The following is a 20,538-nucleotide window of genomic DNA, read 5'->3' as shown; positions in this document are numbered from 1 at the left end:
AGTTGCTTAACATCGTCAGAATATTTCCAATCGCGATAGCTTTCGAGGAATTGGCGACCGCAGTGCTTGCATTTGTAACACTGTCTCTCAGTACGATGACCATTCTTATATGTCTCGTTTGAGTCGCAATTAGGACACTTCATCGGGATTAACCTCCGTCCACTCTACTTATTCCTCTTTTACCATGATAACCATTAGTCTTTCAGCAACGCCATTTATTGGTTTGTATTGAGGATTTTATTCCTCAATACAAACATGATAATGGTTATTTTACAGGACATGATATGAAAGGCAATAGACTTATTACATAAATCTTTGATTGCTCGGGAAAACGCAGAGCCAAGGCAGATGATTTCAAGATTGTTTGCGAGTTTTGCAAGAAGTATAATATCTAACTCGAATTACAGCTCAAATTTGCTAACAGCTTCCTTGTACAGATGAATAGCTAAATCACGAAGAATTTGTTCATTTTGAAAATCACTTCCTAACTTCTGTTTCGCCGTTTGAACACACATTTTCATCAACTCGGATGAACTTTCGATGTGAAGTGCGATCGCCCTTTGGTTTTGTTCAAACCCGACCTCGATTTCCGCCAGCCTTTTGACCGATTGATAATTCGCAGATTGCTCTAAATTTGCCGCCATTTTTTCCTGCTTTCTCCTTTGTACTTCCTCGGAAAAACCCGCAGCAATTATCCCCGCAGGTAACGCAAAAATTCCAATTCCCAAAAATGCTAATATTGCTCCTAAAAATCGGCCTAAAGGAGTGATTGGATAAATATCGCCGTAACCAACAGTAGTTAATGTCACCACTCCCCACCACATTGCATCGGGGATGCTCCCAAAAGCTTTTGGATGCGCCTCGTGTTCCACAAAATACATGATGCTAGAGGCAAAGATTAACAGAATAAAAACTGCAAATGCAGTGGCGATTAACTCCTCTTTTTTAGCGAACAATACTGCTCCCAGAGTTCTGACTGACTCTGAATAACGGCTCATTTTTAGCAAGCGCAACAAGCGCAGGAGTCGAATTAAATTAACGAAGTTTAAACTTGGAAATAATAGCAAGGAGTAAAAAGGTAAGATTGAAATTAAATCTATCAGACTTAGCGGGGTAAGAGCATATCTCAATCTGCCCCAAAGCGGGTGGGTGTATCTGCAATCGACTGTACATACCCACAGTCTCAAAAGATATTCTATTGTAAATACTAAGGATGAAACTATTTCGATGTTGTCCAAAATCGCTTGGTGTTCTTGCGCCAAGGTGGGCGAAGTAGAAGCAATAAAAGCTGCGACGTTTATCAAAATTAAACTTGTAATAACAAAGTCATCTGCTAAACTGTATAAATTGCGGCTTTCTGAGGTTTCTAAAATTTCATGAATTATAGTTTTGAGTTGTTTACGCATCGGATATCCTCCTAAAAATTTAGCAATTAACATCGCGCTTTACTACAGTCTAAGCAATTAGATTAAAAAAATTAAGCAGGACTTGCCCTAGGGCTAAAAATTTGGTGTCTTCCGAAATGCTATCGTTGCGAAACTCAATATTTATCAGGGAAACTGGGTTGTTTGGGGCAAGGGCGTTCTAGTAAAATTTAGAGTTACTCTGGAAAGAATTCCCAACTATTACTGGATTTGCAGGCAAAAATCATGAAGGTAGCCGTATTTAATACCAAATCCTACGATCGCACTTTTCTGACAGCAGCCAATGTCGGCGGTCAACACGAGTTGGTTTTTTTTGAACCGCATCTGACCCTGGAAACCAGCGTTTTGGCTGCTGGATTTCCGGCCGTCTGTGCGTTCGTGAACGACTGCTTGGACGCGAAAACGCTCGGGGCGATCGCCGAAAAAGGCGTCCGCTTGCTGGCCCTGAGATCGGCCGGATTCAATCACGTCGATTTAGCAGCAGCCAAGGATTTAGATCTAACTCTCCTCCGAGTTCCGGCTTATTCTCCCTACTCCGTCGCCGAACACGCAGTCGCTCTGATTTTGTCCCTCAACCGCAAAATCCACCGGGCTTACAACCGCGTCCGCGAAGGCAATTTCGCCCTAGATGGCTTGTTGGGTTTTGACCTCCACGGCAAAACGGTGGGAATCGTCGGGACTGGCAGAATTGGCGCAATTACTGCCCAAATTCTGCACGGATTCGGGTGTCGCCTGCTGGGATACGATGTTTCCCACAACCCAGATTGCCTCGCCCTAGGCATGGAATACGTCGCACTCCCGGAACTGTTCGCCACCTCTGATATTGTCAGCCTCCACTGTCCGCTGATACCGGAAACTTACCATTTAATCGGTGCAGAGGCGATCGAGCAAATGAAACCGGGGATGATGCTGATCAATACCAGCCGCGGTCAGTTGATTGACACTAAAGCTGTTACCAAAGGTCTGAAGTCGGGTATAATTGGCTACCTCGGATTAGATGTGTACGAACAAGAGACGGATCTGTTTTTTGAGGATTTGTCAAATCAGGTCATTCAAGACGACGTTTTTCAGCGTTTGCTGACTTTTCCAAACGTCCTGATTACCGGACACCAAGCTTTTTTCACGGAGGAAGCTTTGAAAAATATTGCCGAAACCACGATCGCCAATATCACCGACTTTGAACAAGGACGCCCTTGCCCGAATCAAATCGACTTCGCTCAAGTGAAAAAATGAGTCAAAAGACCGATTTGGCAACGGGGGAAATTGTTTACAATCAAGTCTTATCCTTATTTTTGCTTGCAATTTGTGAAGCTCTGCCTTAGTCTCATCAATTAGTCCCGGCAGCGCGAATGCTGTGCTAATTGCCGGAGAATTATACGGGCAGCCACTCAAAGCCTGCAATTGTACTTGACACCGGAGGAAGTATCAAATGACACAAGCTAACTTTTCTGACGACGCACAAACAGTCACTGAAGTCGTCACAGTAGACCTGGTGCCTGACCAACCGGGGGTCATGACTACAGTGACAACCACAGAAACACCGACGAGCCAGTTCCAAGATATTAAAGACCAATTTCTGACAATTTTGTCGGAACTTCCAACCTATGTCTCCAATTTTTTTGCTGACTACCAAAAGCCCCTCATAACTATTGGTTTAATTCTGGCAGGCGGCATTAGTATTAAGGTAATGCTGGGAGTTTTAGGTGCTCTTAATGATGTCCCTTTGGTAGCTCCCGTTTTTGAGTTGATTGGGATGGGATATACGGGTTGGTTTGTTTACCGCTATCTGCTCAAGGCTTCTAACCGCCAAGAGTTGTTAACGGAAATTGATTCTTTAAAAGAACAAGTTGTAGGTAAAGATTCTTAAACGAAGGAAGAAGGAAGAAGGAAGAAGGAAGAGGGAAGAAGGAAGAATGAAGAAGAAAGAATGAATAAAGAAGATTTTTCCCACTCTCCCCTCTCCCAATCTCGCACTCCTGGCTCTCCCAATCTCCCGCTCTCCGGCTCTCCCCCTCTCAATTAGGGTGGCAAACTTGTTGCAAAGTGGCGGTAAAGTCGGGGTAGGAAATGGCAGCAGCTTCTGCCCGGTGAATGTTAGTAATACCTGTGGCGTTGAGGGCTGCGATCGCCAAACTCATCGCTATTCTGTGGTCGGTGTAGCTGTCAACATCCGCGCCGGTCAAAGGAGTTCCCCCGGTAATTTCTAAACCGTCGGGTAACTCGGAAATTTTGGCTCCCATGCGGTTGAGTTCTGCAGCAGTCACGGCCAGCCGATCGCTCTCTTTGACTCGCAACTCGGCCGCATCTCGAATTATTGTAGTACCGGACGCAAAGATCGCTGCTACCGCCAAAATCGGGATTTCGTCAATCAGTCGGGGAATTAAGTCGCCAGCAATGGTGCATCCCCGCAATTGGCCGGAACTGCGAACCAAAATATCCGCTACCGGTTCCCCAGCCGCCTCTCGCTGATTTTGCAGTTCAATATCGGCGCCCATCATCTCCAAAGCTTCCAAAATGCCTGTACGGGTTGGGTTGACGCCGACATTTTCGACTACGAGCTCGGAACCCGGGACGATCGCCCCAGCAACTAGCCAAAAAGCCGCCGAACTAATATCCCCCGGTACAATCACATTCTGCCCTTGCAGTTGTGTCGGCCCAGTGACTGTCACGCTGCAAGTTTCTGGATCGACGCTCAATTGGGCTCCAAACGCTCGCAGCATCCGCTCGCTGTGATCCCGCGACAGAGCGGGTTCTGTGACTGTAGTTTCTCCGCTTGCCATCAAACCGGCGAGCAAAATGCAAGATTTAACTTGAGCCGAGGCGATCGGAGAATGGTAGTGAATTGGTTTTAACTGCTGTCCCAGTATCCCTAAAGGAGCTAAAGAATTGCTTTTTCGGCCCCAAATTTGGGCTCCCATTTGTTGCAGCGGTTTAATGACGCGCGACATGGGGCGCGATCGCAGAGAACTGTCGCCCGTTACTGCATAAAAACGCCCCGGATGAGAGGCTAAAATTCCCAACATCAGCCGCATCGTCGTGCCGGAATTACCCGCATCCAAGACTTCTACAGGCTCCTCTAACTCGCCAATTCCGACGCCCGTAACTGTCACCCGTTCCGCGTTGAGTTCAGAAACTTTGGCTCCCAGGAGCGAGAAACATTTAGCCGTGCTGCGGGGGTCTTCCCCTAGGAGTAGTCCTTCAATAGTAGTTTCGCCTTGGGCGATCGCACCTAACATCAAAGCTCGGTGAGAAATCGACTTATCGCCCGGAACTCGAATCCTCCCCACCAGCGACAAGCCCGAGGCCGGTTTTTGAATGCTTAAAGTTTGGCTTTTGTCAAGAAGCGTAGTAGTTATAATGTCAGCTTGCATTGAGATAAACTAGGATTGGATGGCGTTAGCTATCCTACCTTTTTCCCAGTCCTAAGTCAGTCGTCTTTTGTACGGCCTGCGGGTTTTTTCCCAATGTGTCCGGTTAACTTAAAGGCTGATTAAACTCGCCCGCAGACTCTTCTGTCAGTTATCGGCGACAAGGGAGGACGGACGCAACCGCACGGATTTCACATTAATTTCACATAAATTTCACAAATATTATCCGTGTATATGCGTAGATTTCATTTCCTGCTCTCAGTTATCGACCAGATGATTGAATTGTGACTGAACAATTTTAGATTTTCGATTGCGAGTTGTAGGTTTTTCATTTTTTTAAGCAAAAGCTCCGGAATTTGGAACCCAGCAAATCTAAAATCTAAAGTCTAAAATCTCAAATCTCAAACCGCCCGATCCACAACAACTCCTAAACTTTTATTTATGCTGACCCATCACCGCAAGCCTGTCAGTTTATCGCTGGTATCCACAGATTTACCTTTGTGGTCATTCGTGGAAACCGCTGCTACCCTTTATCAAAAAGACAGCGATCGCTTTCACTTGTTGTTACACGAACCAGCAATAATCGATCGCGAATTTTCCGACGACTCCGACAAATCGGCCGAGCAAGTTACAATCTTGCCCGCAACTACAAAACCCCGGTTGCTCTGGCTAGAAGTTTCGCCCTATCGAGTCATTATGACCATGCAAGGAAACGGCAAATACAGTTACCGCCACTGCTGGGAACGAGGAATGTACGGCCTGAGCCGTTATTGGCTTCAGGGCGAATCGCTGGCGACTCCCGAACAGTTGCGACTCCGCAACTTCACCCGCAACTTGACGCTGACAGGAAAGCCGGAACCCGGACACTTGCAGTTAGAATACGAGTTGTGGTCGGAGAAAGTACAACTCGGTCGCTATATTTTGAATCTAGAAATTCATCACTAAATTGGGTAATTGCAAAGGGGTAGATAGTAGGTGAAGGCGACGCATTCCTCAAATTCATTCACCCCCCGTGGGTTGTTGGGGTTCGCGTGGCCATCTCCCAACTCAAAACTCTTAGCCTTTAGCGATCGCTCTTACAATAATTAATCAGTTTGCTAGTCAAAGCGTCTTGATTTGCGGCTGCTTGATTCGCCTGCTGTCCTGCTCTGATAATATCTGCTTGAGCGGTTTGGATTTGCTCTCGACCTTCTATACTTGTAGAAGCGAGATTTCCAGCCTGAAGACTTTTGCTTATGTCGCCGAGTGCTTGACTAATTTCCTGGAAGGATTTAACCGATGGCTTCTGAATTTCTTTGAGGGTTGGATCTGTTATTCGCAGATCTTCAAGTTCATTCGCTATCAGGTTCAAATTTTTAGCTAAGTTGTCGGTCGTTGCAGCATCGTTGCTGTCTTTATCAACATCAATGAGAGCGTTGCCCTTGTTGACAATTTCAGTAAATTTAGTACACTGGACAGCTCGGCTATCGCTGCAACTAATCGTCAGCGTACAGCAAGCAACAACTATCAGCAGGATGGCAATCTGTTTGCGAAAAAAGTACATGAACCCTCGGTTGCAAAAAAAAGTAGATTCTGGGATGGTGTAGTAGAGTGCGTCAGCGATTAGCCGATATATCGACTGTCGTAAAACTTTCGCGGCATTCAGACACGCCCTACTAAGCTAAACTACGTACCTGTTTAGGAACTATGGTCAAAAACAGCAATAACCTAAAGAAGGGAAGCATTTGGGGATATCTTACCCTGCTTTTGCCTATTTCCTTGACGGCGGTTGCCAGTTTCGAGTCGGGAACGATGTTTTGGGCGATCGCCACCACAGCGGGCATTGCTTGGGCTTGGAGGCTCTACCAGCAGCAACAAAAACACAAACTCGCTCATTTAGACTCGGTTTTCTACAAGTTAATCAAGGAAAATCAAGGGCGAGTTACGGCTTTGGATTTGGCGATGAATGCAAAACTCCCCGGAGAAAAGGTTCAAGAGTATCTCGACGAACGAGCCTCTGAGTTTGCAGCGGATTTTGAAGTGACAGAACAAGGCGGAATTTTGTATTATTTTCAAATAGCTCCACCTGTCAATCAAAGCGAAACAGCTAATGCGGTAATAGCTGTTCAAGAGCCTCCCACAAATCGGGAAAAAGCACAAGATAAAAAACCAAATTTATTCCCCATTGCTCAAACCAAGACTCCTGAAAAACCCAAAATCTCTTTTACCCAGACGGAACTCTCCCGCAGATTCAAAGTTCACGCAACTACGATCGGCAAGTGGAAACTTAAGCCGGAGTTTGCTCAGTGGAGCCGCGAAAAAGACCCGGAGGATCTGGCCTGGGAATATTCTACAGAAAACAAGCGATTTTATCCCAAAGATTGAGATCCTCCGGTATTTGCCAAAATATCTCAAGAAACCCGGTTTCTAGGAGGTTCGGCGCTTAGTAACGAAGAATTTGGCAAGAAACCGGGTTTCTGAGACTTAAGCGCACCCAGCATTGATTTTACTGCCGTTGACCGATCGACCTCTTTAGGTTATTTTAAGTAAAATCCTCTATTGTTGAGTTTGCCAAATAAAAATCGGTAAATTCGATCGTCCTATCTGTGACTTTTTTCTCCTATGTCCAAAACAACCTTGCGAGTAGTCGCCCGCCTCGCTGCCTTTCCCGACAAAGTAGCAGAACTTAAATCTCTGCTGCTGAGCATTATGGAGCCCACTCGCAAAGAAAAAGGCTGCATCAAATACGAACTCCTGCAAAATCAAGCCGATCCCACAGATTTTACCTTCGTTGAAGAGTGGGAAAGTGCAGATTTGCTGGAACTACATCTCGGTTCAACTCACATTCAAGACGCTGTGCAGAAATTAGACGGTTTGGCCGTTGGGCCTCCAGATATCCGCCGCTATGAATTGCTAGCTTAATCCGGTTTTTAGAGCAATTTTATTAAGGGTTGGTGAAATAGCTTCTACCCCCCTAGCCCCCCTTAGTAAGGGGGGATAAGATTGAGATTTAAAAGTGTAGTAACTTCCTCAAATTTATGATATCTGCAACAATAAAACAGTTATTTATTTATCCAATTAAAGGGCTGACACCGCAAGAAATGTCGGAGTTTGCTTTAACAGCAGGACACGGAATTAAGGGCGATCGAGCTTTTGCCTTAATGTTTGCAGATAATCTTGAAGCTGCAAAAATGCCGCCTGACAATGTGCCTTGGATGAGCAAAAAAAATTTTGCTGTCCAAAACGATTGGCCTTTGTTAGCAGCTTTAGAATGTCATTATCAACCGGAAACGGCCGTTTTAACAGTCAAGCGTGAAGGAGTTGTAGTGTTATCGGCAGAAACGAACACAGCAGCGGGGCGCGATCGCATCGGCGCTTTTTTCACAGAATATCTGGCGGCAATTGAACCCACAAAAGAAGCGAGACACCCGCAGTTTGCACCTTTGCACTTAGTCGGCGACACCAGCGGCGAAACTCGTTATCCCGATCGAGAGCCCGTACACATCTCTTTACTCAGTCAAGCCACATTAGACCAATTAACAGAAATCGCTCTTCAAAACATTGACGTGGGCCGATTTCGCCCGAACATTGTGCTAGAAGGTATGGCAGCTTGGTCAGAATTTGAGTTGATCGGAAAACAGTTTCAATTAGGCACGGCGCGCATAGAAGTTACAGCACGAATCAATCGCTGTGTCAATATAGAAGTTAATCCCGAAACAGGCGATCGGGATATTTCCCTACTCAGTTTACTCCAAAAGGAATTCGGTCACGCACAAACTGGAGTGTTAGCAAAAATTATTAACAGCGGCACAGTTAAAATCGGCGATGTTTTGACTTCTTATTAATAAAAACCAACATTAAGATTGTGAATGCTGCCTAACTTCCTCTACTGATAAACCGAGTGCTTCTGCCACTTGCTCTGTATTCAATCCCATTGCCAACAACCGAGGGATTGCATCCCGCCGCGCTTGGGCTTCTGCACTCAAAGCCTGCTCTGCTAAGGAAGCTCGTTGCTGTTCGACAGCAGCTCGTTCTGTACCTGTCAGCAGCAAATTGCCCTCGCTATCCCACCACCGCAGCCACAGCATTGTCTGGTTTTGATAACTGCCTTCCCACAGTCCTAATTCTACGCCCATTGGCGCGATCGGATAATGACCGCGCGAGTTCGGAAGCAACTGCTGGTAAAACCCATTGTTCAGGTTGTAAACCTCCAGCCTGCCACTATTGATCTCATAAATGCCATAAAACGGAATCCGCATGATCCGCTCATATACCCAAAACTTCCCAGGTCTTTGCGCCGCTCCAACTTCCGAGTACGATAGTGGGGTTGTGTCCCGCTCTTCTGAACCATCTCCCGATGCGAACTCCAAAGCAATCATCGGAGCCATGAATTCCCGCCACAGCACGTAAGAGCGACGGATCTGATTTCCTAGTGTTGGTGGCACATTCGGCACGTAGAACCAGTCTGGAGCTTCTGCTCCCTTTTCAAGCGGGTCAGTTTCTCGCCAGTAGATGCCGCAGTCTTGCCCTATAGCATATTGCCCATCGGGATGAAGCTCTTGCAATACCGACCCGATCGAATCAGTCAAAATAATACTCTGAGGATGCTCCTGAAAATTCTTCACGAAAGTGCCATCTTCCTCTGGCAGTTGAGTGTGGTCGGGGAAGGGAGAGGGAAGGACAATCTTTTCGGTTGCCGGGGTCATGCTACCTCTCAAGTATTGCAGCTTACCTGAATATCTTAACTCATCCTGCTTCCGGCACCCTCACCTTATTACCAATCAAGTTTAGAAAACTCGTTCCAAAATGTTGAATCTCCAAAAAATTAGCATAGGAAGGAGTTGACTTGTAAACTCTAAAAGTCCGCATAATTCCTAAAGTTGCGGCACTTTCCAGCGGACCGATAAAGCTAGTATCTCTGTCCAAAAAATGAGACTGCTTAGCCCAGTGTGCCATCTGTTCCGCATTCAAAAAATAGCAGCCGGAATGAGGATTCAACGCCCGCTCAAAAGCGACTGTTTGTTCCATGATTTTTCCCATTAACTGCCGCTGCTCCTCTACATTTTGAAACGGAGAAGTAGCGGATTCTGCTAAATCACCATCAACATATGCTTTAAAAACCGCGCCTTTAGGCGCTATTTCATAGCGATTAGGTTGCAGCAAATTCCCATTTCCCCCGTGATGCGTAAACCACTTTAATTTACTAAAAAACCACGGATCGTGCAGAACTAAATCATCTTCCAAATAACAGAAATAATCGTATTTGTTAAGACACGCTCGCAAAACTGCTTGACACTCAAACCCCAAAAGCAGCGGTTCGCATTTGGTAGCGTGGTGCATAAAACATCTGGGCTGCACGGGCAGTTGAGGCAACAGATGATAACCTTGAGTAGTGCAAATAACAATGTCAATTTCGTGCTGTTGAGATTGATTTGCTGGGATAGTTGCACATTCGCTAATGTCAATCATGGACTGAGATTTGCCGTACAAAGCTTGCAGCGCTGTCACGCAAGCGGTTAAAGCATTCAGTCGCGGTTGCGGATCATTTCGCTGGGAAGCGTGTTTCCCCTCGCCGCTGGGATTGTAAAAGTGAGCAATAGTGAATAGAATTCGCATTGGTGTGGAGTAACAATTAGAAATTAAACAATAAAACAGTAAGATCGCACAATAACCCTATAAATTTTACCGCATTTAGTCACCAAATAACTCGGGCAGGCGATCGCGCAACTCAGCATTTAAACGTGGCAACTCGTCCCGCATCTGTAAGTACCAATCTCGCCGCTGCCGGTAGTGCCCGCACAGCAAGCGGTTGTCGCGCACCCATTCGTAAGCATTCGCGGCTATTTCCCGGCGCCGAGAAGTGTCTGAAATCAGCGAATTTAGTTTGGTTTCAAACTCTTTTTCATATCTATAAATCAATCCTGTTTCACCTTCGACAATCGAATGTTCGTACACCGTGGGACTTGCCAGCACCGCTACTCCCCGCGCTGCACATTCAATAAATTTTAAGTCGGATTTCGTTTCGTTAACCGGGTTGGAAACAAGCGGCAGCAAAGCTATATCGCAACTGTACATAATTTCTTGGTACCGTTCGTAACTGCAAAATGGTTCAAATTCTTTTTGCTGTATTTTCAAGGATTCAAAAAATTTTCTGTCGTGGATTACTTTAACTCGAATCCGGTGCTTGTGTGCGACTAAAACTCGATTTAGCGCTGCCATAATCGGCTGCCAATCTTTTTCGCGGTTGAGTGCACCAAAAAAGATTGTGACTGTATCTTCGGCCGGATAAATTCGCGGCGGAGGTAGATAAGCTAAGTGATTGGGAAATACAGCCACATTGGGATTGTATTGGCGCAAAATTTTTGCGAGGGGTTCTGTAGAAGTTTGCACGCAGTGACAGCCGCGATAGCTGAGGTAATTATTATCTGCATATTCGCGGCGGCGGATGGGATTGTCGTCAATTTCAGCTACTATTAAATAGCCTTGTTGCAACAGTTCTTTGAGTTGGGGAATGTAGGCAGGATATTGCATAATTGTCCGCTGCCAGATGAAAACTTTTTCTTCTTCCGGCAGGGGGGGAATTAATCCTGCTGTTTTCACGCCGGATACGGTGCGGACACCGGGAATTGTGGCGCTAAATTTGTCCGGTTCCAAAACTCGCACGCGATCGCACCCTGTAGGAGCCATAATGATAGTCTGAATCAGCAGTCTGCGCGCAGGTACGGTCGATTTGGTCGATCGCACGATATAATGTTCAGCACCTGTTTCCGTAGCAAAACTGCTCGATGTGAGCTCTAAAGCCTTTACCATTGGATGCAGTAATTCCTGAAAGTGGACAAAATTTTCGGTTTTGTGTCCCTTCCCTTGAAATTCGTAAACCTGCAATCCGGCTTGAGCAAATAGTGATTTAATACTTTCTAGGGTAAACCAGTGCTGCATCTTGCTGTCGGGATTCTCCCACTGTCCCCGCAGCAGATTAACAATTCGCCGCCAGTATTGAACATTAGGGATTCTGGCGAGAATTTGCCCCTCTGGATTCAGCAAACCACTGTACTGCTTGAGGACTTCCCAGGGATTTTTCAGATAGGGTAGCAAGTCGCCGAAAATTAAGCAATCGACGGTTCCTGGAGCGATGTCGAGACTTTCGAGGGCAATTTCTTCAATATCGGCTACAGTCACCCAGTTTAGCCGATCGACCGCAATTTTAGCTTTTTCTCGATCGCATTCAATGCCCATATACTGACAATGGGGATTGATCAGCTTGTACTGTTCACCCGTCGAGCCCGTACCGCAGCCAATTTCGACAATGACTTTAGCATCCGGCGGTAGCAGCTTCAAGAAGTCGTGGTTGGCGCGATCGATCACTTTGTCTAAAATTCCTGATTAGTTTATCGTAAAATAAAACAGAGCAACCCATGCCGACAGACAACCAGCCGAAGGTTAGCATTGCGATGCCAGTATACAATGGCGATCGCTATCTTTGTCAAGCACTAAATTCTCAGTTGCGAACTTTTTTTCTTTTCTATTCTCTTGGTGTGCGTTAAGAGCGTTTCCTTTAAATCTTATTCACCAATCCTCCAGGATTGCTATATGTTAGCAAATATTCGGCAAATTTATAATTTATTCTCTACCTACCCTTTTTTAGCGCAATTGAGCCGATCAATTAATTCTGCTTTTTCTCAAAAAATCCACACTACCCTGTGCTAAATACATTAGAAACTATGAACCCTAATCTAGGAATGAACATCGCCGGCTACATCAACGGCGAATTTGGCATAGGAGAAGGTGTCCGAGCAAATATCAGGGCCGCAGAAGCCGCCGGGATTCCCTTCGCCATAAACAATTTTACCCGCAGTCCCCACCGCAAGAAAGACACCACATATCAAAATTTTAGCCAAGATAATCCCTATCCCGTAAACTTAATTCAAGTCAACGCAGATGAAGTTGCAACCTTTATCAAACATACAGGTTCCACCTATTTTGAAAACAAATACAACATCGGCTTTTGGGCCTGGGAACTTCCCGCCTTTCCCCCGGAATGGCAGCCCGCATTTAATCACTTTCACGAAATATGGACTTACAGCAACTATTGCGCCGAAGCAATTGCCGCAGTAGCGCCAATTCCCGTTATCAAAATCATGCCTAGTATTGCTCTCCCCGCACCTTCCCTGAACAGAGAAGCACTGAATTTACCGAAAAATAAATTTATTTTCTTGTTTGTATTCGACTTTTCTAGCCGCATTGAGCGCAAAAATACTTTGGCGACCATTCAAGCATTTAAACAAGCTTTTGGGGAAGATAACAGCGTATTATTGGTAATCAAATCTTCTAATTCCAACAAATTTTCAGCGGAGCAAGCCTCCTTAAACTCAGCCATAGCAAATAATTCAAATATCAAACATCTAGACGGGTATCTGTCCAAAAATAAACTTAACGGCTTGCTCTATAATTGCGACTGTTACATATCGCTGCACCGCTGCGAAGGATTTGGCTTAACAATGGCTGAAGCCATGTTTTACGGGAAACCCGTAATTGCCACCGGCTATTCATCAAATACAGAATTTATGAATGTCGGCAATAGCTATTTAGTCAAGTATAAGTTAATCCCAATTGAGAAAGATTGCGGGCCTTACAAAAAAGGCAATGTTTGGGCCGAACCGGATGTCGAACACGCTGCTGATTTAATGCGTCATGTCTTCAACAATTACCTGGAAGCTCAGCAAGTTGGAATAAGAGCTTCTGATGAAATTAAGACTTTACTGAATCCGCCAACTGTCGGGAGCAAAATTCAAAACCGTCTCGAATATATTGCCGAACTTACAGATAATTTCAAAAGCTTGGAGCGCGGAATACGGAAAAAGTCCTCTCAGGGGGCGACAGTAAAAAATGCACGACCTTTAGTTAGTATTTGTATTCCCACATACAACGGAGCGGCATTTATTGGCGAAGCGATTCAAAGTGCGATCGCCCAAACTTACCCTAACATAGAGCTGATTATATCCGACGACGGTTCCACAGACGAAACAGTTGCGATCGCCCAATCCTTCCAATCCCAAACCTCTGTCGATTTCCGCATCGTACTGCACCGCAACTACGGCTTATCACAAAACTGGAACTTTTGCATATCTCAAGCAAAAGGTCAATACATTAAGTTTTTATTTCAAGACGACTTGCTTGCACCAGAATGTATTGAAAAAATGGTCGCCCTCGCCCAACCAAACCCAGAAATAGGTATGGTTTTCTCCCCGCGTGGCATCACCATAGCTGACAATGAATCTAACCCAATTTTGCGCCTAGCTTCCCAATCAATTAAAGATTTGCATAAAAGTTGGTCAAATTTAAAATCTATTCAGCCCGGAAAAAAATTACTGGCAGATACTAACTGCTTGAACAACCCGATAAACAAAATTGGCGAACCTAGTACCGTCTTAATTGCCGCGCGAGTCTTTGAAGAAATAGGATTATTTGATTCGGGATTATCTCAGTATGTAGACTTAGATATGTGGTGGCGAATCATGGGCAACTATCATATCGGATTTGTAGACGAAAAACTGTCCTCACTGCGGATTCATCCCGAACAACAAACTTGGAAAAACTTCGCGGCTGGGGAAAATCATAAGGATGTAGTCAGATTTTACAAAAAACTACTAAATAGTCCAGATTACAGTTTCTTGAATCAACAAATCAAACAGACAATCCGCCAAAAGTTGGCATTGAGAACCCAGCCGAGTTTATCGGAATTGTCAGCAATGCTTGATCAATACAATAAATTCCCCTCAAAACAGCCTCTTCTCGCCCTGCGCCCCTACCGCCAACAGCTAGCTGAATATTGGCTGAATTTGCCATCGAAAAAATTTGAAAGTGCTTACTCGAAAGACATGGGGAAAGCTCATAAATTGCTCCTAGATAGCGCCCTCAAAAATGAAACTTTAACTGAGGAAGAACAAAGTTTTGTCCAGCAGTTATCCTCGAAACTTGCTGAAGGAGGGGAAATTGCCGAGAAGATTCAATATCTCCTCGCAGCGATGCTGTACCGCGACGCTTATCAGTTGCCACTTGAGTATAACAATGCAGCGATTCCCCAGTGGTTTTTTGACGACTTTTTGAAATTTATATTTCAGTCTCCCGGTTATTTTAAACAAAACTGGGAAATAGAAAGGTACTCTGAATATTTCCAGCAGTTAATCAAGTACGTCGCGGCTAATATCGCGAGTTTTCCAGATTCAGAAGTTTGGCGTTATTTGGCGGCTTTTATTGCGAAAGATGTTAGCTTCCAAGCTTTGTATTTGAGCGAGGCAAATCTGCTTAATGTATTGAGTCAGCGAGCTGATATTCTGGAATTTTATTTGAAAAATATCGGCTGTCAAATAGAAGGGAATTTTCCTCAGAAAAGACATGAAATAACTAAAATTCGAGTTGGCTTTTTACTTGATAAAATTAGTGATGAATCCGAGACTCGTGCTGCAATTCCGAGTTTTGAATATTTAGACCGAAGCAAATTTGAAATTATCGTGTATAATTTCCAGGTACAAGACGAGCGACTGAGGAAATATTGCGAAAATTGCGCCGACAAACTGGTGCAACTGTCAGAAGATTTGCCCAATCAAGTTCGAGAAATGCGCTCGCACGATTTAGATATTCTGCTAATTTGCACCAATACCACCGACACTTCCCAACCAAGCGCGCTGCTGTGCCTGCACCGACTAGCCCGGGTGCAAATAGCTACCGGTGCATCAACCCCCGCCACCACGGGCGCCCGAAATATCGATTATTTCCTTGCGGGAGATTTGACATTGCCTGCAGATGCAGCAGCAGAGTATCGCGAAAAATTAATTACTTTAAAAGGCTCGGGAGTTTGTTTAAGCTATAGTGTAGAATCAGCACCTGCCCAAGTTGAACCGACTCGCAGCAGTTGGGGAGCCACCGAGGAATCTGTAGTGTTCATGTCCGGCGCTCAAGCTTTTACAATTATCCCAGAATTGAGAGAAACTTGGGCAAAAATTATTGCGGCGGTACCAAATTCTATTTTAGTTTTGTATCCCTTTAGTTCCGGCAATGAAAACTATCCGACGGTGCCTTTTTACAAACAAATTAGATCGCTCTTTGCCGAATTTGGGGTTGACAAAAAACGCTTAGTTGTTATTAAAGCGCTGCCATCTCGCGCCGATTACATAAAATGTCTGGAATTGGCTGATATATATTTAGACTCCTATCCATACAGCAGTGCCTGCTATGCGGCAGAAGCGCTGTTGGTGGGGTTGCCTGTAGTGGTAAGAAAAGGGCAAACAACTCGATCGCGACAATCAGCCGCAGTGCTCGAAGAACTGCTAATTCCGGAACTGGTAGCAAACAGCGAGAACTCTTATTTAGAGCTCAGCACAGCACTGGGAACCAACCCAGAACTGCGCCAGCACTACCGCGATCGAATCCAGAAAAAAATGGCGGCAAACCCGAAATATCTCGACAGTCGCGCTTGCTCGACCCAACTCGGAACACTCTTTGAAAGACTATTCCGAGAGTGAAGGAAGAAGGAAGTTCAGCAACTAAGCAGTGTACGGGATTTAACGGATGGATGTTGAGGGAAGAAGGAAGATGGCAGAAGTAAAGATTTTCCCACTCTCCAACTCTCGCATCCCGCTACCATTCTGAGACCCGCGGGGAACCCCTCGCTAGGCAGAACGTCAAGAAATAGACAGCAATAGCGCTAGCCCACTGACGGTCTGCTATCATCGGGGAATCGAGGGGTTAGTGGTTGTCGCTCTTTTCCTGCCACAGCTAAATTAAAAGGGGAAGCGCAAGTCAGTTGGAGATAAAAAAATGACAGGACTTTTTCAAATAGGCGATAAATTACTGCAAGCTCAGGATATGCCATCGCTCCTGAAGCGGTACCAGTTAATGCCGCAATTCTTGCGGGGTGTAATAGTAGACCAAGCGATCGCATCCTTTAGTTGCAGCGACGAAGAACGCAAATCCGCCGTCGAGAACTTTCTGGCACAACACCAACTGACAGCCCCGGAAGCTAAAGAAGCTTGGCTGCGTGGCCAAAACATGACGGAAGAAGAACTTCAAGAGATGGCCGTGAGGCCCTTGCTGATCGAAAAATTTAAGCAAGCCACTTGGAGACCTAAAGTAGATAATTATTTTTTAACCCGCAAAGCCAGCCTAGACCACGTAGTCTATTCCCTGGTACGCACCAAAAATCCAGCACTGGCAAACGAACTTTACTTTCGCATCCTGGAAGGGGAACAAACCTTTGCAGAAGTGGCCCGCGAGTATTCCGAAGGGCCGGAGTCCAAGTCAGGCGGCTTGTTGGGCCCAGTACCCCTCAGCCAGCCCCACCCGGCAATCAGCAAACTTTTGTCCGTCAGCCAGCCAAATCAACTCTGGACGCCACGTCCTCTGGCAGAATGGATGGTAATTATTCGACTAGAAAAGTTCATGCCGGCCCAGCTCGATGAATCGATGCGGCTGCACTTGATTAACGAACTCTTTGAAAGCTGGCTCGCCGAACAGATATCGCAAATAGGCCCGCTACAGCCCCTCTCTTCCGTGTCTTCAATATCATGACCGAAAGCAATTTCGTCTGGGGCCCCCGGATTTATCCGTGGAGACTTTAAAAAGCGTAGCATCCTGACAAAAAGCCTCCGGATTCATCTGTGGATTCAATCTAAAATCTAAAATCTAAAATCTAAAATCGGATGACTTCTTCCGCTGTTTCCCTCTCCCAAATTCAGGATTTCCTAGCTAAAACACCTCCCTTTGACCGACTCTCAGAGACGGCTCTGTCAGCCTTGGTGGCTAAATGCCAACTCCTCGGCTACCGGACGGGGCAGCCCCTGTTTGAACGGGAAAAAATGCCGACTCAGGTGGCAATTATCTATCAAGGCCAGGCCCGGCTGCTGGGCTTTGACCAGCGCTCGCAGCGCCACGTAAGTTTACGCTTGGTGCAGTCGAAGGAAATCCTGGGCTGGGCTGGCTTGCTCAGGGGAGTTCCCTGCGAGACGGCGATCGCCTCTACAGATGTGATCGCGATCGTCCTACCTGCCGAAGATTTCCTGAGCGTACTGGAAAAACAGCCGACCTTTGGAGAAGCCTTTCGCGAACACTGTTCCTTGAGCGAAGTATTTGAACTGTTGAGCCTGGAGTTGCAGCGCCAAGCCGACGGCACTTCCAATCTCAAGGAACTCACCCTGCAAGCTTGGCAAGACGCGGCAGTTGTCAACGTGCCAAACGGCAACAAAAAAACTCAAGACATCGCCAAAGAGCTAGATGCCGATCGAGTTTGGCTCGTCAGCAGCGGCGTCTTGGGCGACTTTCCCACCGGCAGCCGCTTCTCTGTGGAAAACGCAGCCAAATCCTTAAAAGTAGAAGGCCGCCTCGGCGCCCGCTTGGTCGGCTTCCGGGAACCCCCAGAACCCCAACCCGAAACAGAGTCATCAAATGGCACGACAGATCCAGCAGACCCTGGGCAGAAGCCGCCCGGCGGAAAAGTCATCGTGCTTACACCCGCCCCAGAGCGTCCTCCAGAACCCCCAAGCGGCCAACCAAAGGATGCGGCGGCGGCGAAATACCCAGTTTTCCGCGCCAAAGGGCAAATAGACAGCCCGCTTGCTTGCTTCCAAATGTTGAGCAAGTATTTCGGTCTAAAATTTCGTCGAGATATCATCCGCAAAGTTCTAGAAAATCAGTTAAAAACCGCTGGTTCTATCAATATGCAAGCCTGCGGGGCGATCGCCCAAAGCATCGGCCTCACGCCCCAATTGGCGCAAGTGCCAGCAGAAGCCATCAACCGCATCAAAGCCCCCGTAATGATTAAATGGGAAGATAGCTTCGCCATTATTTACAGCATTACCGAGCAAGAATTGGTGCTGGCCACGCCCGAAAAAGGGTTGATGCGGAAGCGGATACCTCAGTTTAAAGAAATCTGGGGAGAATCAGGAGAAGTCCTGCTGCTGCAAGCTCCGCAAGTTGAGCAAAAAGAGCAGTTCAGCTTCTGGTGGTTTGTGCCGGCCCTCATGGAACACAAGACAGTGTTTTTTGAGGTGTTGCTTGCTTCGTTTTTTGTACAGTTATTTGGTCTGGCCAACCCATTAATCAGCCAAGTAATCATTGATAAAGTATTAGGTCAGCGCAGCATTGACACATTGGATATTTTGGGGGCATTTCTGTTAGGTGTTGCTCTGTTTGAAGGACTGCTCAACGGTTTGCGTACCTTTTTGTTTATGGACACCTCAAACCGCATCGATGTCAAATTGAGTGCGGAGGTAATCGACCACTTGCTGCGGCTGCCCCAGAATTACTTTGACAATCGGCGGGTGGGAGATCTGGTTTACAAATTCAGCATGATGGGCCAGATTCGGGAATTCATGACGAGTACAGCTCTGACAGTGGTTCTCGATGCGGTATTTTCGGTGGTTTACGTCGCCGTTATGCTCTCCTACAGCGTGCAGCTAACGTTTGTATCTTTGGCAGTGGTACCGATACTGGGGCTGATGATTGTTCTAATCAATCCGCTGGTGCTGCGCCTGATAAAACAGAGAAATATGCGTTTTGCTGACTCTCAATCTTATCTAGTGGAAGTAGTCAGCGGGATTCAAACTGTTAAGGCTCAAAATATTGAATTGAAATCCCGATGGGAGTGGTCGAGCCGCTACGCAAAATACATTACAGCCAGTTTTAAAACAATTATCACGGGGACTGCGGCCGGTACGATTAGCGGCTTTTTAAACCAGGTGGGTAACTTAGCTCAGTTGTGGGTGGGAGCTTATTTGGTACTGGGAAATGAGATTACTTTGGGTCAGTTGATTGCTTTCCGAATTATTTCCGGGAACGTGACTGGTTCGCTGCTGCGTTTTGTGAGCGTGTGGCAGAGTTTCCAAGAAGTCTCGATGTCGATCGATATGCTTAAGGATGTTGTCGATACTCCGACGGAAACCAGCGATGAAGACCGCAGCAATATCCCGCTGCCGGCAATTCAAGGGCAGGTTACTTATGAGGAGGTTTCGTTCCGATTCCTAGAGAGCGGTCCACTGCAATTGGCTAATGTGAATTTGGAATTTCCCGCTGGCAGTTTTGTGGGAATTGTCGGGGGAAGCGGTTCCGGTAAAAGTACGGCGATGAAGCTGTTACAGCGTCTTTATCCGCCGCTGTCGGGCCGGATTTTTATTGACGGGTACGACATTTCTAAGGTGGAACTGTACTCGCTCCGCAGCCAACTAGGGGTGGTATTGCAAGATACTTTGCTGTTTAACTGCTCAGTACAGGAAAATATTGCTCTGAGCAATCCCGATGCGAGTACGGATGAGATTGTGCGAGCTGCGAAACTAGCGGTAGCTCACGATTTTATTATGGGCTTGCCTGCTGGCTACAATACGATAGTCGGAGAGCGGGGTTCGTCGCTTTCTGGGGGTCAAAGGCAGCGTTTGGCGATCGCCCGCACGATTTTGCAAAACCCGAAACTGCTGATTTTGGACGAAGCTACAAGCGCCCTCGACTACCATTCCGAACGCCAAGTTTGCAATAACTTAGCAGAAGCTTTCGCCGGCCGCACGGTGTTTTTCATTACTCACCGCCTGACGACAATCCAAAACGCCGACATAATTATTATGATGGATCAAGGTTCTGTAGTCGAGCGGGGAACTCATAAAGAATTAATGGCTCTCAAAGGGCGTTACTACTGCCTCTTCCAACAACAAGAGTCATCGAATACCTGATATCTAACAACTCACAACTGCTCACTAACGCTTAACAACTGAGAACTAACAAAT

Annotated in this window: 16 protein-coding genes; 9 read left to right on the top strand and 7 right to left on the bottom strand. The window is 46.2% G+C overall.

The annotated features are described in order from the left end of the window. Together QUA62_RS08165 and QUA62_RS08160 are read right to left on the bottom strand one after the other, a co-directional pair. The coding region (locus QUA62_RS08165) for an IS1/IS1595 family N-terminal zinc-binding domain-containing protein (protein ID WP_445301646.1) at positions 1-143 on the bottom strand (143 nt) is incomplete at its 3' end. Positions 144-401: 258 nt separating this feature from the next. After that, positions 402-1,406, bottom strand: coding sequence for an ion transporter (locus tag QUA62_RS08160; RefSeq protein WP_333403386.1), 1,005 nt, complete (start codon positions 1,404-1,406; stop codon positions 402-404). Between the two features lie 243 nt (positions 1,407-1,649). On the opposite strand from QUA62_RS08160, the gene QUA62_RS08155 reads away from it, so the two are divergent. After that, entirely contained in the window at positions 1,650-2,657 is a 1,008-nt protein-coding gene (locus QUA62_RS08155; RefSeq protein WP_333403385.1) for a 2-hydroxyacid dehydrogenase, read from the top strand. Between the two features lie 196 nt (positions 2,658-2,853). Further along, on the top strand, positions 2,854-3,291 hold the full coding sequence (locus QUA62_RS08150) for a CAAD domain-containing protein (protein WP_333403384.1): 438 nt from the start codon (positions 2,854-2,856) through the stop codon (positions 3,289-3,291). A gap of 148 nt (positions 3,292-3,439) precedes the next feature. Here QUA62_RS08150 and aroA read toward each other — a convergent pair whose 3' ends face one another. Continuing rightward, the gene (aroA, locus tag QUA62_RS08145; RefSeq protein WP_333403383.1) at positions 3,440-4,795 is read right to left on the bottom strand and encodes a 3-phosphoshikimate 1-carboxyvinyltransferase; all 1,356 of its coding nucleotides are present in this window, start codon (positions 4,793-4,795) and stop codon (positions 3,440-3,442) included. 438 nt (positions 4,796-5,233) lie between these two features. On the opposite strand from aroA, the gene QUA62_RS08140 reads away from it, so the two are divergent. Continuing rightward, positions 5,234-5,737, top strand: a complete 504-nt coding sequence (locus QUA62_RS08140) for a hypothetical protein (protein WP_333282647.1) — start codon at positions 5,234-5,236, stop codon at positions 5,735-5,737. 118 nt (positions 5,738-5,855) lie between these two features. On the opposite strand, the gene QUA62_RS08135 is transcribed toward QUA62_RS08140, so the two are convergent. Continuing rightward, a complete protein-coding gene (locus tag QUA62_RS08135; protein WP_333403382.1) occupies positions 5,856-6,335 on the bottom strand; it encodes a hypothetical protein in 480 nt (159 codons plus the stop codon). A gap of 143 nt (positions 6,336-6,478) precedes the next feature. Here QUA62_RS08135 and QUA62_RS08130 point away from each other — a divergent pair, with 143 nt between their 5' ends. From QUA62_RS08130 to QUA62_RS08120, 3 genes are all read left to right on the top strand, one after another. After that, a complete protein-coding gene (locus QUA62_RS08130) occupies positions 6,479-7,156 on the top strand; it encodes a hypothetical protein (RefSeq protein WP_333403381.1) in 678 nt (225 codons plus the stop codon). A gap of 237 nt (positions 7,157-7,393) precedes the next feature. After that, on the top strand, positions 7,394-7,693 hold the full coding sequence (locus tag QUA62_RS08125; RefSeq protein ID WP_190656699.1) for a putative quinol monooxygenase: 300 nt from the start codon (positions 7,394-7,396) through the stop codon (positions 7,691-7,693). A 116-nt stretch (positions 7,694-7,809) separates the two neighbouring features. Beyond that, positions 7,810-8,616 (top strand): MOSC domain-containing protein, encoded by an 807-nt coding sequence (locus QUA62_RS08120; RefSeq protein ID WP_333403380.1) that lies wholly within the window; start codon positions 7,810-7,812, stop codon positions 8,614-8,616. A 12-nt stretch (positions 8,617-8,628) separates the two neighbouring features. On the opposite strand, the gene QUA62_RS08115 is transcribed toward QUA62_RS08120, so the two are convergent. The 3 genes from QUA62_RS08115 to QUA62_RS08105 all read right to left on the bottom strand — a co-directional run bounded on the left by QUA62_RS08115 (position 8,629) and on the right by QUA62_RS08105 (position 12,136). Further along, a complete protein-coding gene (locus QUA62_RS08115) occupies positions 8,629-9,477 on the bottom strand; it encodes a Uma2 family endonuclease (RefSeq protein ID WP_333403379.1) in 849 nt (282 codons plus the stop codon). A gap of 40 nt (positions 9,478-9,517) precedes the next feature. After that, on the bottom strand, positions 9,518-10,387 hold the full coding sequence (locus QUA62_RS08110) for a calcium-binding protein (protein ID WP_333403378.1): 870 nt from the start codon (positions 10,385-10,387) through the stop codon (positions 9,518-9,520). 75 nt (positions 10,388-10,462) lie between these two features. Next, complete coding sequence (locus QUA62_RS08105; protein ID WP_333403377.1) at positions 10,463-12,136, bottom strand: methyltransferase domain-containing protein; 1,674 nt, start codon at positions 12,134-12,136, stop codon at positions 10,463-10,465. Between the two features lie 356 nt (positions 12,137-12,492). Here QUA62_RS08105 and QUA62_RS08100 point away from each other — a divergent pair, with 356 nt between their 5' ends. The 3 genes from QUA62_RS08100 to QUA62_RS08090 all read left to right on the top strand — a co-directional run bounded on the left by QUA62_RS08100 (position 12,493) and on the right by QUA62_RS08090 (position 20,484). After that, positions 12,493-16,293: a glycosyltransferase gene (locus tag QUA62_RS08100; protein ID WP_333403376.1), complete on the top strand. Its 3,801-nt coding sequence runs from the start codon at positions 12,493-12,495 to the stop codon at positions 16,291-16,293. A 295-nt stretch (positions 16,294-16,588) separates the two neighbouring features. Continuing rightward, entirely contained in the window at positions 16,589-17,338 is a 750-nt protein-coding gene (locus QUA62_RS08095) for a peptidylprolyl isomerase (RefSeq protein ID WP_190656712.1), read from the top strand. A 131-nt stretch (positions 17,339-17,469) separates the two neighbouring features. Continuing rightward, positions 17,470-20,484, top strand: coding sequence for a peptidase domain-containing ABC transporter (locus QUA62_RS08090; RefSeq protein WP_333403375.1), 3,015 nt, complete (start codon positions 17,470-17,472; stop codon positions 20,482-20,484). Positions 20,485-20,538 lie beyond the last annotated feature (54 nt).

This window comes from Microcoleus sp. MON1_C1, assembly GCF_036701945.1.
In the GTDB taxonomy this organism is placed as follows: domain Bacteria; phylum Cyanobacteriota; class Cyanobacteriia; order Cyanobacteriales; family Microcoleaceae; genus Microcoleus.
The sequence above is the reverse complement of the archived record's forward strand: the minus strand, read 5'-3'. Positions and strand labels throughout refer to the sequence as shown.